Origin of the sequence: Shewanella salipaludis (assembly GCF_012911865.1) — a bacterium.
In the GTDB taxonomy this organism is placed as follows: Bacteria; Pseudomonadota; Gammaproteobacteria; order Enterobacterales; family Shewanellaceae; genus Shewanella; species Shewanella salipaludis.
Genome location: NZ_JAAXYH010000001.1, coordinates 285096 through 297312 on the forward strand (window position 1 = coordinate 285096; position 12217 = coordinate 297312).

Consider the following 12217-nt stretch of genomic DNA (forward strand, 5'->3'; position numbering starts at 1 on the left):
CGGTTCTGGCTCCCTGTTCTGGTTCAGTGTGCCGACAGGGCCCCTGTGTCGGCGCTCTTCGATAGCCCGGGCTGTTCGTCAGGTTTGACCCTTTGGGTGGTTTGTTCGCCCGGCAGCGGCATGGCTTCACTGAATTGATAGCTGAGCAGCTGGATGTCGAGCTGTTTGCTGCCTTTCTCGAAGTGGGTCAGACGCACGGGAAGATAGGCGAGCTCGGGTGCCATCCAGAAGAAGGTCTGGCGTTTGGGATTATCCCTCATCACCTCAATCTTGACCGTGTCATAGCTGCCGCTGTCGAGTGTCAGCCGTTCCTTGTCCAGGACCCGGAAGTCGTACTCCTCGATCTCATTGTCTTTGACCATGTTGTAATGCAGTTGGGTCTTGCCCGCACTTATGTCCAGTCTCAGCTGCAGCTGCAGCATCAGGGGATCGAAGAGCAAGCCATCGTAGGGCAGTTTGCCCCTCTCATCCTTATAGCGGGTATGCACCACCGCCTGGCCCTTGGCGAAGGCGCTCTGTTCATTGTAGTCGGGGCCTGTGCCCGAACGCTCATGCATGTAGCGCAGTGGGATAAGCTGTTCGCCCTCGCGGGTAAACTCGCTATGGGCATGGCGTACGTCGGTCAGCAGCAACAGGCTCAGGGCGCTGTCGAAACGATAGACATAGAGGCCGTCGTCGCTGGCGGGCAACTGGTAGCGGGCCTTACCCAGTTCTATGCTGCCATAATAGACATTGTACTCGGCGGTTTGCGCCGTTAAGGGCGTAGGGGTCGCCTGCGCCCACAGGCCGGGAGACAGGGATAACAGGCCACAGATGATTCGGGCAATAGTACGCAAGCTGGACTCCTTCATGTGTTCGGGTAATAGACTCAAAAGGGCATCGCCATCACCAGCGTCGCCATGTCCGGGCGCCATTCGTAGTTCATCAGTTTGACTCTGCCCCGTATGACCTCAATTCCTTCGAGTCTCAATAATTCCATTTGTTCTTGAAAGGCGGCAGAATTTTCTTTGAATGATATTTTACCTTGGCTGTTGATGACCCTATGCCAAGGTAGTTGCATGGCGTCGGGCGCAGTTTTCAGCGCCTTGGAGACATAGCGGGCGCGGCCGGGCAGCCCTGCATAGTCGGCGACCTTGCCATAGCTGATGACCCGGCCCGGCGGGATCATGGTGATAATATGCCAGATTTTTTCCATGGGCGACCAGCTGCGGTTTTCTAACATCATTGCGTCTTTGCCTTGCCTTATATTGACCCGAGTGGCGCCGTCTCATCTTCCGCAGTCTCAGTCGATGCCGGGCTCATGACTCGCGATTCAGTGAGAATAGCTAATAAGGATAATAGCGCTAAATCCCATCCGGGTGAATCGCCTCCGGAGGATAGGCGCATCTCAATGGGGTTTTGTCTTTGCACGAATTAGTCCATAATAGCGGCGAAATTTTTACCCGCAAAGAGATGATAACTGCCCATGGCTGTACTCGATATTTTAACCATCCCGGATGAACGTCTGAAACGTAAGGCTCGCCCGGTGCAGGACGTGACCCAAGTGCAAGGCTTTATCGACGATCTGATAGAGACCATGTACCACACGGAGGATGGCATAGGTTTGGCGGCGACCCAGGTCGGCAGCCAAGACGCCATCATAGTGATAGATCTGTCCGAGGGCCGGGATCAGCCCCTGGTGCTGGTCAATCCCGAGATAGTCGAGAAGTCCGGTGAATATGTGGGTGAGGAAGGTTGTCTCTCCATTCCCGGGTACCGTGCCAAGGTGGCCCGTTTCGAGAAGGTGAAAGTCACCGCCCTGGATCGCGCCGGCAAGGCCATAGAAATAGAAACCGATGATTTCTTGGCCATAGTGTTGCAGCATGAGATAGATCATCTGCATGGCAAAGTCTTTATCGAGCACCTTTCCACGCTCAAGCAACAGATAGCCCTGAAGAAAGTGCGCAAATACGCCTGAGGCGCTTGATGGCAGTTGCTTTCGACATCCTAGACACCTTCCGGAGCGGGAGGTGTTTTTTTATTGATTTTTCACCGGCCTTGTCCACAGTTTGCCGTCTTGGCGGCTGATGCTCTGGTCAGTGAGGCGAGACGGGCAATGAGCGTGCAGATAGTGTTATTGACCCATGAGCGGGAATTGGACCGCGCCAGCAATACGGGCCAGTTGGCTCTGCGCGCCTTCCCGGAACTATGCCGCAGGGTGATCTGGTCCAGGACCCGGCCGGAAGCCGCTCTGTTGGCCATGCTCGAATCAGGGCAGGCGAGCCTGCTGTTTCCCGCCGAGTCTGAGGCCTGCGCTGCCCCCGCGCCAGCAAGCCGGCTAGCCGCAGGCAGGGATCCCTGGGCTGCCGAACCCGCAACTCAGGCGGCAGAAACCTGCGAACCCGACACAATAGTGATCCTCGATGCCACCTGGCAGGAGGCGCGTAAGATGTTGCGTCAGAGTCCTTATCTGCGCACCGCCGCCAGAAGATCCCTGACACAGCCACAGGCATCGAGGTTCACCCAGCGTCGCAATCAAATCCCCGGAGGCCTCTGCACCTTGGAGTGCATCATAGCCCTGTTCGATGCGGCCAATCTAAAGGCCGAGGCGGCCAGGCTGAGCGACGATTTTGCCCGTTGGGAGCAGGCAGCCCGAGGCTAGAGCAGTGTCAGGTAGACACAGAGAAAGTGGCTCACGGCGCCGCCAAGCACGAACAGGTGCCAGATGGCGTGGTTGAAGGGGATACGCTTGCCCGCATAGAAGATCACCCCCAGGCTGTAAAACAGCCCGCCCAGCAGCAATAGGCGGAAACCCAGGGGCGACATGGCGGCGCTGAGATCCCCAATGACGGTGACACATAGCCAGCCCATGGCCAGATAGAGCACCAGACTGAGGCGCTTGAACCTGTGAATGAACAGCATCTTGAACACCAGACCGCCGAGGGCCAATGACCAGATGGCAGTCAAGATCACCAGCGCCTGTGTGCCCTGCAGGGCGAGCAGCATCAGCGGCGTATAGGTGCCGGCGATGAGGCAGTAGATGGCGCAGTGATCGGCGATCTTGAGCCTGCGTTTCAAGTGACTCGCGGTGACGCTGTGATAGAGGGTGGAGCAGAGAAAGAGCAGTATGATGCTGGCACCATAGATGCCCACCCCGCTCAATTCGAGCCCACTCAGATGATCTCTGCCTTTATTCAGCATGGCGAGCAGGCCGATTACGCCGCCTATGACCCCCAGGCCATGGCTGATGCTGTTGGCCAACTCTTCGGCCCTGCTATAAGCCTCGGGGCGCACCTCTGCGCCTGGGGTGACTTCCAGGGAGATGGGCGTCGCGGTGTCGAGCGCGTTGCTCTGTTCGGGCATGGGGATAACATCCGTATTGGCTAGAATGTCGGCGAGTCTAGCAGCTGAGCCGATCAAACACCAGATTTAAGCGTACAAGTGTAAGCTTAAATTCCCTGTCTGGGTTACCCGACGGCCTGTCCATGGATTGGCACCTTGCTGAGCTGGATAGAGGGCCAGCTCCGGTCCCGGGCGCCGATTAGCCGCCCGCTCAAGGGACGGATTAAGAGATTGACCAGGCGGAACTTTGGATTAAGAGATTGACCAGGCGGAACTTTCTTCGACTCGCCACCTCTAACAGACGCATTGGTCAGGGAGTGGGAGTGGATGCAAGAAATGGAAATGCCTTCGGTGAGAGTGCCCGAGTGCTGTGATGTTGCGGCACAGGATCCTCTGATGATATTGGAGCCTTTGACGACACAGGATCCTCGGGCGACACAGGCCATGAGGGAAGAGCGAACATTCGCCAGCGCGCCGCTGGCGGCCCGCGGCCTGGGGCGGTTGATACGCCTGGGTCCGGCTAGCCGAATCTCGGGCATAGGTTTTGTCACCCTGGCGCTTGGCTTGCATCTGTTGCTCTTGTGGCTGGCGCAGGCGTATTGGCGTCTGCCCGAGCGGCCGGTCGCGGCGGTCAAGCCGCCCAAGATCCAGGCTTACCTCTTGTATTCACCCGCGAAAGTGCCCGCCGGCCAGGCCGTCCCCCCTGAGAGCCAAACCGCCGAGGCTGATGTTGCAGAGAGCCTGGCCGCCGAGAGCCAGATCCAGGATAACCAGGTCGTCGAGACTCATGTTGCCGAGAGGCGGGCCACAGGGACCCGACCGGCCGCAGAGACGCCAGCTGCTGAGCCTCAGGCGATTGAAACTGAGCCTGCCGAGCCTGAGGCAGCCGGACATGAGACCGCCGGGTTAACCCCTGCCGCGGCGCATTTTATCTATGATTCGGCCGCGTCGGTGCCGCTTCCGTATGAAGCTGAAGCTTGGGTATTTTCCCCGCCTGAGACAGATGCAAGGCTGCTGCTGCCTGAGGCCGGATTTACCCCGACACCCCCAAGAGACACAGTGGCTCAGGAGTTGTTCAGCCGGGATGTTTCCACCCTGAGTCATCTTCAGCGTCAACGCCGCGAGGCATTGGACACCTTGGTACGGCAGGAGGCGGATGCATTTACCGCCAAGCGTTCCATGAGTGAGATGGATGCTGAGCTGGAAGTGCTGCTGGTGCCCAATGCCGACGATTTCAGCCAAGCGACGACCCTGGGCAACAAACTGGATCCCAACCGTATCGTGCGCAAGGGCGATACCTGCTACCGGGTGGTCAAGGTGGGTAACCAACTTAATCCCTATGCGGAAAACCTGGGTTACCCCTTCGACTGCAGTGGCAAGAAGATGAACCAGGATATTCAGGATGCCATAGATGCCAAATTGGCGCAGATGCATGTCAAGCAGCGCAAATAATGCTGTCATTACCATCTATTTTATTCATCGAAATTGCATGTTGTTTATGCGAATAATAATTTAAGTTTTATTAAACAATGTTTTGATTGGACTATTTTTTTGATTGAATGGCTGTTCAGGCCGAGTAAATTTTCCTTGTTCATGGCTCTGGCTTCTGTCTATACTGAGGCACATCTTGTCGGAGTGCCTTAGGGCTGAGACCGTTTATTCGGGATCCGTTGAACCTGATCAGGTTAATACCTGCGAAGGAAACAAGCGTAATAACGCCAATGAAAGTCATGTAATGAAACTCATGTGATGTTCGTTCCGGGTGCGTTTTTCAAGCAGTCGGATGAGCCGTGAAAACGGCCTCGAACCCAGAGGCGTTATTTTCGCAGCACAGGCACTGCCTGGCTGCGTCTGCTAATCAACCACTCAAGTCTCCAGACAAGCAACTCCAACTTACTCAGAAGTGAGCTTGCTTATGTCAAATCGTCGTGAAACCCGTGCCCAGGCGCAAGCCTTTATCGATACCCTGAAACCTTTGCAGCACCCCAATTCCGAGAAAATCTATCTCGGCGGCAGCCGTGAGGATCTCCGCGTCGGCATGCGGCAGATACACCAGAGCCCAACCCTAATTGGCGGCAGCGAGAGTGCCCCCCTCATGGAGGAGAATCCACCGATAAGGGTCTATGACTGTGCCGGCGCCTATTCGGATCCGGCCGCAGACATCAATGTGCGCCTGGGGTTGCCCAAGCTGCGTGACGGCTGGATCGCCGAGCGCCAGGATACAGAACGGCTAACGGTTGTAAGCTCAGAGTTTACCCAGCAGAGATTGGCCGACGACGGCCTGGATCACCTGCGTTTCGAGGCCTTGTCCCCGCCGCGCCGCGCCATTCCCGGCCGCTGTGTCACCCAGATGCACTATGCGCGCCAGGGCATCATCACCCCTGAGATGGAATACATAGCCATTCGGGAAAACATGGCCCGCGCCGAAGTCGCAGAAGGGGTGCTGACTCAGAAAGCCCAGGGCGAGGCCTTCGGGGCCGTCGTCGGTGAGCTGATCACCCCGGAGTTCGTCCGCGACGAGGTGGCCCGCGGCCGCGCCATCATTCCCTTGAATATCAATCATCCCGAAGCCGAACCCATGATCATAGGGCGCAACTTTCTGGTGAAGGTCAACGCCAACATAGGCAACTCGGCGGTCACTTCGTCCATCGAGGAGGAAGTCGAGAAGCTGGTGTGGTCGACCCGCTGGGGCGCCGATACCGTGATGGATCTCTCCACCGGACGTTACATTCATGAGACCCGCGAATGGATAGTGCGCAACTCTCCCGTGCCCATAGGCACAGTGCCCATCTACCAGGCGCTGGAGAAGGTCAATGGCGTGGCCGAAGCGCTCAACTGGGAGATCTTCCGCGACACCCTGATAGAGCAGGCGGAGCAGGGGGTGGACTACTTCACCATACACGCAGGCGTCTTGCTGCGTTACGTGCCCATGACCGCCAAGCGCCTGACGGGCATAGTCTCCCGCGGCGGCTCCATCATGGCCAAATGGTGCCTGAGCCACCACGAGGAGAGCTTCCTCTACACCCATTTCCGTGAGATCTGCCAGCTGTGCGCCGCCTACGACGTGTCCCTGTCTCTGGGGGATGGCATGCGCCCGGGGTGTATCGCGGATGCCAACGACGAGGCCCAGTTCGCCGAGCTGGAAACCCTGGGAGAGCTGGTCAAGATAGCCTGGGAATACGATGTCCAGACCATAATCGAGGGCCCTGGGCATATCCCCATGCAGCTCATCAAGGAAAACATGGACAAGCAGCTGGCCCATTGCGACGAAGCGCCTTTCTACACCCTGGGGCCCCAGACCACGGACATAGCCCCAGGTTATGATCACTTCACCTCGGGCATAGGGGCGGCGATGATCGCCTGGTATGGCTGTGCCATGCTCTGCTATGTCACCCCCAAGGAACATTTGGGACTGCCCAACAAGGAAGATGTCAAGCAGGGGCTGATCGCCTATAAGATCGCCGCCCATGCCGCCGATATCGCCAAGGGGCATCCGGGCGCTCAGGTGCGCGACAATGCCTTATCCAAGGCCAGGTTCGAGTTCCGCTGGGAAGATCAATACAACCTGGGGCTGGATCCCGATACCGCCAGGGCCTATCACGACGAATCCCTGCCCCAGGAGTCGGCCAAGGTGGCCCATTTCTGCTCCATGTGTGGCCCCAAGTTCTGCTCCATGAAGATCACCCAGGAAGTACGCGACTATGCCGCCGCCCAGGAGGCGCAAACCCTCACGCAACACATTTCCGTGACTCAGCCCGGTAACCTGTCCGCTAATCAGCCTGACAATCAGGCCGGATTAGCGGCGGCGATGGCGCAGAAGGCGGCGCAGTTCAAGGCCTCGGGCGCGGCCATCTACCACCCGGTAGGCGAGCTTGCGGATCCCCTGGCACTCGAGTCGGAGCAGTAACCTATGGCAAGCAAAGCCCCGGCCCCTCTGCCGGTGGGCGCGCGCCCCATAGTCTGGACCATAGCGGGTTCGGACTCGGGCGGCGGCGCCGGCATTCAGGCCGACCTGGCGACCATCCAAGATCTGGGCTGTCATGGCTGCAGCATCATCAGCCAGATCACCGCCCAGAGTTCGGTGGCGGTCAGCCTGGTCGAGTCCGTATCGGATGCCATGTTGCTGGCGCAGCTCGACACCTTGCTCGCCGACATGCCGCCCAGGGCCATCAAGATAGGCTTGCTCGGCCCAGGGCAGGTAAGTCTGCTGGCCCACTGGCTCGCCACCCGGTTAGCGGACTACCAGGCGCGCAGCCACACGTCAGTGGCCGTGATCCTGGATCCCGTGATGACGGCCAGCTGCGGTGACCCCCTGGGAACCCGGGCGCCGGCCGACGGCGCCAGCTTCGATCCTTTCGCCGGCCTGCTCAGCCTCATCACCCCTAACTATGCCGAGCTGGCATTGCTGGATGGCAGCCAGGTGGAGGACTTCGCCGGCTTCGAGGCCGCCGCCGCGCGCCTGGCACAGCGGCTGCAGACCCGGGTACTGGCCAAGGGCGGCGATGTCGCTGGCCGCTGGCTGGCGCAGGAGTCCTGCGACATACTGATCCTGGATGAAGTGGCGGGCAGCTCGCCGCTGCACCAGCATTGCCGTTTCAGCCTGACGAGCCCCAGGGTGGCGACGGCGGATCACCACGGCACAGGCTGTACCTTGTCTGCCGCCATAGCGTCGGCGCTCGCCGCAGGTTTTGTGCTGCAGGATGCCGTGGTGCTGGCCAAGGCCTATGTTAACGCGGGTCTGGGGCAGGGCTATGCCCCGGGCGCCGGTGCCGGGGTGTTGGGACGCTGCGGCTGGCCACAGCGCCTGAGTGATTTCCCCCGGGTGCGTTATCTCGACAGAGACAATCCCGCCCCCTTGGCCTTTCCTCCCCTGCAACGGCCCATAGGCGTCTATCCCGTGGTGGACAGCCTGGCCATGTTGGAAACTTTGCTGCTGGCTGGCGTCGATACCCTGCAGCTGAGGTTGAAGACCGACACAGACCCTGGTTCTGACTCTGGTTGTGGCTCTGGCTCTGGCTGTGGCTCTGACTCTGGTTTAGACGTCGGCACTGAAACCGGCATGGCCCCGGCGGCCGGCGCCGCCCTGGAGGCGGACATAGTGCGCGCCATCGCCCTGGGGCGCGACCATCAAGCGCAGCTGTTTATCAACGATCACTGGCAACTGGCGTTGAAACACGGCGCCTACGGGGTGCATCTGGGCCAGGAAGATCTGGCCGGCGCCGATTTGAGTGCCCTGGCGAGGGCCGGGGTGGCGCTGGGGATCTCGAGTCATGGCTATTTCGAGCTGTTGCTGGCCCGGCAGTTGGCGCCTTCCTATATCGCCCTCGGGCACATATTCCCGACCAGCACCAAGCGCATGCCGTCGGCGCCCCAGGGGCTCGACAAGCTCAGGGCCTATGTGCGCCTGCTCGAGGGGCATTTCCCTCTGGTGGCCATCGGCGGCATAGACAGGCATAACCTGGCGGCCGTCAAAGCCACAGGGGTGGATGCCATCGCCCTGGTGCGCGCCGTCACCCAGGCAGAATCACCGGCCGCGGCCTATCTGGCCCTGAGCCTCGCCTGGTCGGAGGCGGTATGCCCATGACTCAGCGTCCGCCCGGGTCGCTCAGCGACAGGGACTTCATGCGTTATTCGCGGCAGCTCCTCTTGCCGGAAGTGTCCGAGTCTGGGCAGCAAAGGCTGTTCGCCGCCCACATAGTCATCATAGGACTGGGCGGCCTGGGGCAATTGGCGGCCCAGTATCTGGCCGCCGCGGGTGTCGGCCGCCTGACCCTGATCGACGGCGACAGGATAGAGCTGTCCAACCTGCCGCGCCAATTACTCTACTGCGAGGCGGATCTCGGCCTGTTCAAGGCCGAGGTGGCCGCCAACAAGCTGCAGGCGGCCCATGGCGGCCTTGCCTTGCGGCACCACTGCCTTGCATTCGATGCCGACAATGCCGGGCACCTGTTGGCGCCTCTGCTGGCCGAGCCCCATGCCCTGGTGCTGGATTGCACCGACAACTTCCTGACCCGTCAGAGGGTAAACCAAGCCTGTATCGAGCGCCGCCTGAGCCTGGTCAGTGCTTCCGTGGCCCACTTCCAGGGGCAGCTCTTCTGCCTCGACGGCCGCAGCTTAGCCGCCAGCGGCTGTTATCACTGCCTGTTTCCGGCCGACACCAGGCTGAGTCAAAGCTGCAGCACCTCTGGGGTGCTCGGGCCTGCGGTCGGGGTGATGGCGTCCATGCAGGCCTTGCAGGCGCTCAACCTCTTGCTGGACATCAACGACGGCGGCTACCTGCATAGGTTCGATGCCAAGAGCTTGCACTGGCAGCATGCCAAGTTAACCCGTGACCCGGATTGCCCTGTTTGCAGTCCCCTATGGAGCTAATCCCATGATTTCGATTCAACTCAATGGCGAGCCGCTGGCCGTCCCAGAACACGCCAGTCTGGCGGCGGTATTGCATGAACGCCGGCTGGATCCCAACGCCTTCGCCCTGGTACTCAACGCCGAGCTGGTGCCCCGCAACCGCTGGCAGCACATCCGGTGCCGGGCGGGCGATAAACTGGAACTCTTTTCCGCCGTGGCCGGAGGTTGATATGTTAACTATTGCAGGACATGACTTCGGCTCCCGGCTCTTCAGCGGCACGGGCAAATTCAGTGACGCCGCCACCATGTTGGCGGCACTGACGGCCTCGGGCTCTGAGCTGGTGACCCTGGCGATGAAGAGGGTGGACCTGGCGAGGGCGTCCGATGACATACTCGGGCCACTGCGGGCGACAGGGGTAAAACTCCTGCCCAATACCGCCGGGGCCCGCACCGCCAAGGAGGCGATCTTTGCCGCGGAATTGGCCAGAGACATGCTGGGCACCCATTGGATCAAGCTGGAGATCCACCCGGATCCCAAGTACTTGATGCCGGATCCCATAGAAACCCTCGGCGCTGCCAGGCATTTATGCGAGGCGGGGTTCGTCGTCTTGCCCTATGTGCATGCCGATCCCGTCCTGTGCCGCCGCCTGGAAGAGGTGGGCTGTGCCGCCGTGATGCCGCTGGCCAGTCCCATAGGCAGCAATCAGGGGCTGGTGAGTGAGGCCTTCCTGAAGATCATCATAGAGCAGGCCAATGTGCCCGTGGTGATAGATGCAGGGCTCGGCGCCCCGTCCCAGGCCTGCCGCGCGATGGAGATGGGCGCGGACGCTGTGCTGGTCAATACGGCGATCGCCAGCAGCCGCAACCCAGAGGCGATGGCGCGCTGTTTCGCCGAGGCGGTTCGTGCGGGCCGCAGCGCCTATCTGGCGGGCCTGGGACAGGTGAACGCCACTGCGGTCAACACCAGTCCCCTGACCGGCTTCCTGCAAGCGGGAGCGCCGGCATGAGCTTCGTTGAACACTTCGGTGCGCTGCCCAGGGATAAGCTGGCGCTGGAGATCTACTCCACCACGGCGGCCGAGGTCGAGCGGGCGCTGCAACGGCCCGCAGGCTGCCTGACGGCATTGCGGGCGCTGCTGTCGCCGGCGGCGGCGCCCTACATAGAGCAGATGGCGCAGCAGTCCCTGGCCTTGACCCGCCAGCGCTTCGGCGCCAATGTGGGCCTGTATCTGCCGCTCTACCTGTCCAATCTCTGTGCCAACGAATGCGACTATTGTGGCTTCAGCATGAGCAACAAGCTCAAGCGCAAGACGCTCGATGACATGGAGTTGGCGGCCGAGATGGATATCATCAAGGCGCGGGGCTTCGACTCCATACTGCTGGTGTCGGGTGAACACGAAACCAAGGTCGGCATAGACTATTTCAAGTCGGTATTGCCCCAAGTGAAGCGCAGGTTCAGCCAAGTCGCGCTGGAAGTGCAGCCCTTGGGGGAGGCCGAATATGCCCAGTTGGTGGCCCTGGGACTGGACGCCGTCATGGTGTACCAGGAGACCTATCGGCCCTCGACCTATGCCCAGCATCACACCCGCGGCAAGAAGCGGGACTTTGGCTTTCGCCTGGACACCCCGGACAGGGCCGCCCGCGCCGGGGTGGATAAGATAGGCCTGGGGGTGCTGCTGGGGCTGGACGATTGGCGCCTCGACGCCTTGCTCATGGGGCATCACCTGAGTTATTTGGAACAGCGCTATTGGCGCAGCCGTTACAGCATCTCACTGCCCAGGCTCAGACCCTGCACCGGCGGCATAGCGCCCAAGGTGGTGCTCTCGGATCTGGGGCTGGTGCAGCTGATCTGCGCCTTTCGTTTGTTCAATCCCCAGCTCGACATCAGCCTGTCGACCCGGGAGACCCCGGCACTGAGGGACAATCTGATGCCGCTGGGGATCACTCAGATGAGTGCCGGCAGTTCGACCCAACCGGGCGGTTATCAACACCCGGACAGCCAGCTGGATCAATTCGAGATCAGCGATGAGCGCAGCGTCGATGAGGTCGCGGCCAGGCTGAGGCAGAAGGGGCTCAACCCAGTGTGGAAAGACTGGGAGCAGGCCTGGACAGCCATGAGCCGGGATTGACAGCCATGGGACGACACTCATGCTGTACATCAATGCTGTACATCTTGACTTAAGAGGTTAATAATTGGCCTCTTATTGCCGTATTCGTCAGAGAACAGGAAGCGACTCATGCAAATTCAAGCGGGATTTTCGGCGGGCCTTCAGGGCCTGCAACAGGCGCAATCCGGCCTGACCCAGGCGACCGTGGACGTCGCCCGCCCCAGCGAGCCTCAGACGCTCACTTCGGGTGCTGCCTCAGGCGCAGCCGATTCGACGTCTCTGGCGTCGGCGACGGATAAGACCACTGCCTTGGTCTCGGCGGTCGAGTCGTTGCAGCAGGGAGAGGCGGCGGTGGCCGTGGTGGATGCCGCGTCGGACATGCTGGGCAGCATAATAGACCTAGAAGTATAGAAAGAGGTATAGCAATAAGTGTGAGTCTTG

Annotated in this window: 13 protein-coding genes and 1 riboswitch; of the genes, 10 read left to right on the plus strand and 3 right to left on the minus strand. The window is 60.3% G+C overall.

Features of this window, described 5'->3' with window-relative positions:
* Positions 1-23: 23 nt before the first annotated feature.
* Together HC757_RS01160 and HC757_RS01165 are read right to left on the minus strand one after the other, a co-directional pair.
* Entirely contained in the window at positions 24-836 is an 813-nt protein-coding gene (locus HC757_RS01160) for a DUF3108 domain-containing protein (protein WP_244622996.1), read from the minus strand.
* A 32-nt stretch (positions 837-868) separates the two neighbouring features.
* Positions 869-1225 carry an MGMT family protein gene (locus HC757_RS01165; protein ID WP_244622997.1) on the minus strand — a complete coding sequence of 119 codons (357 nt, stop codon included), beginning with the start codon at positions 1223-1225 and terminating at the stop codon, positions 869-871.
* 240 nt (positions 1226-1465) lie between these two features.
* On the opposite strand from HC757_RS01165, the gene def reads away from it, so the two are divergent.
* Entirely contained in the window at positions 1466-1957 is a 492-nt protein-coding gene (def, locus tag HC757_RS01170) for a peptide deformylase (RefSeq protein ID WP_169562425.1), read from the plus strand.
* A gap of 138 nt (positions 1958-2095) precedes the next feature.
* Positions 2096-2641, plus strand: coding sequence for a DTW domain-containing protein (locus HC757_RS01175; protein ID WP_169562426.1), 546 nt, complete (start codon positions 2096-2098; stop codon positions 2639-2641).
* Here the strand turns inward: HC757_RS01175 and trhA are convergent.
* Positions 2638-3342 carry a PAQR family membrane homeostasis protein TrhA gene (trhA, locus tag HC757_RS01180; protein ID WP_169562427.1) on the minus strand — a complete coding sequence of 235 codons (705 nt, stop codon included), beginning with the start codon at positions 3340-3342 and terminating at the stop codon, positions 2638-2640. The genes HC757_RS01175 and trhA overlap by 4 nt on opposite strands.
* A gap of 306 nt (positions 3343-3648) precedes the next feature.
* Here trhA and HC757_RS01185 point away from each other — a divergent pair, with 306 nt between their 5' ends.
* The 8 genes from HC757_RS01185 (at position 3649) to HC757_RS01220 (ending at position 12187) form a co-directional block, all read left to right on the plus strand.
* Entirely contained in the window at positions 3649-4773 is a 1125-nt protein-coding gene (locus tag HC757_RS01185) for a hypothetical protein (RefSeq protein WP_169562428.1), read from the plus strand.
* Between the two features lie 169 nt (positions 4774-4942).
* Positions 4943-5041: riboswitch (TPP riboswitch) on the plus strand.
* 195 nt (positions 5042-5236) lie between these two features.
* Positions 5237-7228, plus strand: coding sequence for a phosphomethylpyrimidine synthase ThiC (thiC, locus tag HC757_RS01190; RefSeq protein WP_169562429.1), 1992 nt, complete (start codon positions 5237-5239; stop codon positions 7226-7228).
* A gap of 3 nt (positions 7229-7231) precedes the next feature.
* Positions 7232-8905: a bifunctional hydroxymethylpyrimidine kinase/phosphomethylpyrimidine kinase gene (locus tag HC757_RS01195; RefSeq protein ID WP_169562430.1), complete on the plus strand. Its 1674-nt coding sequence runs from the start codon at positions 7232-7234 to the stop codon at positions 8903-8905.
* Entirely contained in the window at positions 8896-9690 is a 795-nt protein-coding gene (locus tag HC757_RS01200; RefSeq protein ID WP_169562431.1) for a HesA/MoeB/ThiF family protein, read from the plus strand. The genes HC757_RS01195 and HC757_RS01200 overlap by 10 nt, the downstream gene beginning before the upstream one ends.
* Before the next feature lie 4 nt (positions 9691-9694).
* Positions 9695-9898, plus strand: a complete 204-nt coding sequence (gene thiS, locus HC757_RS01205; protein WP_169562432.1) for a sulfur carrier protein ThiS — start codon at positions 9695-9697, stop codon at positions 9896-9898.
* Position 9899: 1 nt separating this feature from the next.
* Positions 9900-10676, plus strand: coding sequence for a thiazole synthase (locus HC757_RS01210; RefSeq protein ID WP_169562433.1), 777 nt, complete (start codon positions 9900-9902; stop codon positions 10674-10676).
* Positions 10673-11797, plus strand: a complete 1125-nt coding sequence (gene thiH, locus HC757_RS01215) for a 2-iminoacetate synthase ThiH (protein WP_169562434.1) — start codon at positions 10673-10675, stop codon at positions 11795-11797. The genes HC757_RS01210 and thiH overlap by 4 nt, the downstream gene beginning before the upstream one ends.
* 108 nt (positions 11798-11905) lie before the next feature.
* Positions 11906-12187 carry a chemotaxis protein gene (locus tag HC757_RS01220; protein ID WP_169562435.1) on the plus strand — a complete coding sequence of 94 codons (282 nt, stop codon included), beginning with the start codon at positions 11906-11908 and terminating at the stop codon, positions 12185-12187.
* Positions 12188-12217 lie beyond the last annotated feature (30 nt).

Coding starts and splice junctions, on each gene's coding strand:
- def (WP_169562425.1), top strand. CDS start 1,466: ATGGCTGTACTCGATATTTTAACCATCCCGGATGAACGTCTGAAACGT.
- HC757_RS01175 (WP_169562426.1), top strand. CDS start 2,096: ATGAGCGTGCAGATAGTGTTATTGACCCATGAGCGGGAATTGGACCGC.
- HC757_RS01195 (WP_169562430.1), top strand. CDS start 7,232: ATGGCAAGCAAAGCCCCGGCCCCTCTGCCGGTGGGCGCGCGCCCCATA.
- thiC (WP_169562429.1), top strand. CDS start 5,237: ATGTCAAATCGTCGTGAAACCCGTGCCCAGGCGCAAGCCTTTATCGAT.
- HC757_RS01220 (WP_169562435.1), top strand. CDS start 11,906: ATGCAAATTCAAGCGGGATTTTCGGCGGGCCTTCAGGGCCTGCAACAG.
- trhA (WP_169562427.1), bottom strand. CDS start 3,342: ATGCCCGAACAGAGCAACGCGCTCGACACCGCGACGCCCATCTCCCTG.
- HC757_RS01165 (WP_244622997.1), bottom strand. CDS start 1,225: ATGATGTTAGAAAACCGCAGCTGGTCGCCCATGGAAAAAATCTGGCAT.
- HC757_RS01200 (WP_169562431.1), top strand. CDS start 8,896: ATGCCCATGACTCAGCGTCCGCCCGGGTCGCTCAGCGACAGGGACTTC.
- thiH (WP_169562434.1), top strand. CDS start 10,673: ATGAGCTTCGTTGAACACTTCGGTGCGCTGCCCAGGGATAAGCTGGCG.
- HC757_RS01185 (WP_169562428.1), top strand. CDS start 3,649: ATGCAAGAAATGGAAATGCCTTCGGTGAGAGTGCCCGAGTGCTGTGAT.
- HC757_RS01210 (WP_169562433.1), top strand. CDS start 9,900: ATGTTAACTATTGCAGGACATGACTTCGGCTCCCGGCTCTTCAGCGGC.
- thiS (WP_169562432.1), top strand. CDS start 9,695: ATGATTTCGATTCAACTCAATGGCGAGCCGCTGGCCGTCCCAGAACAC.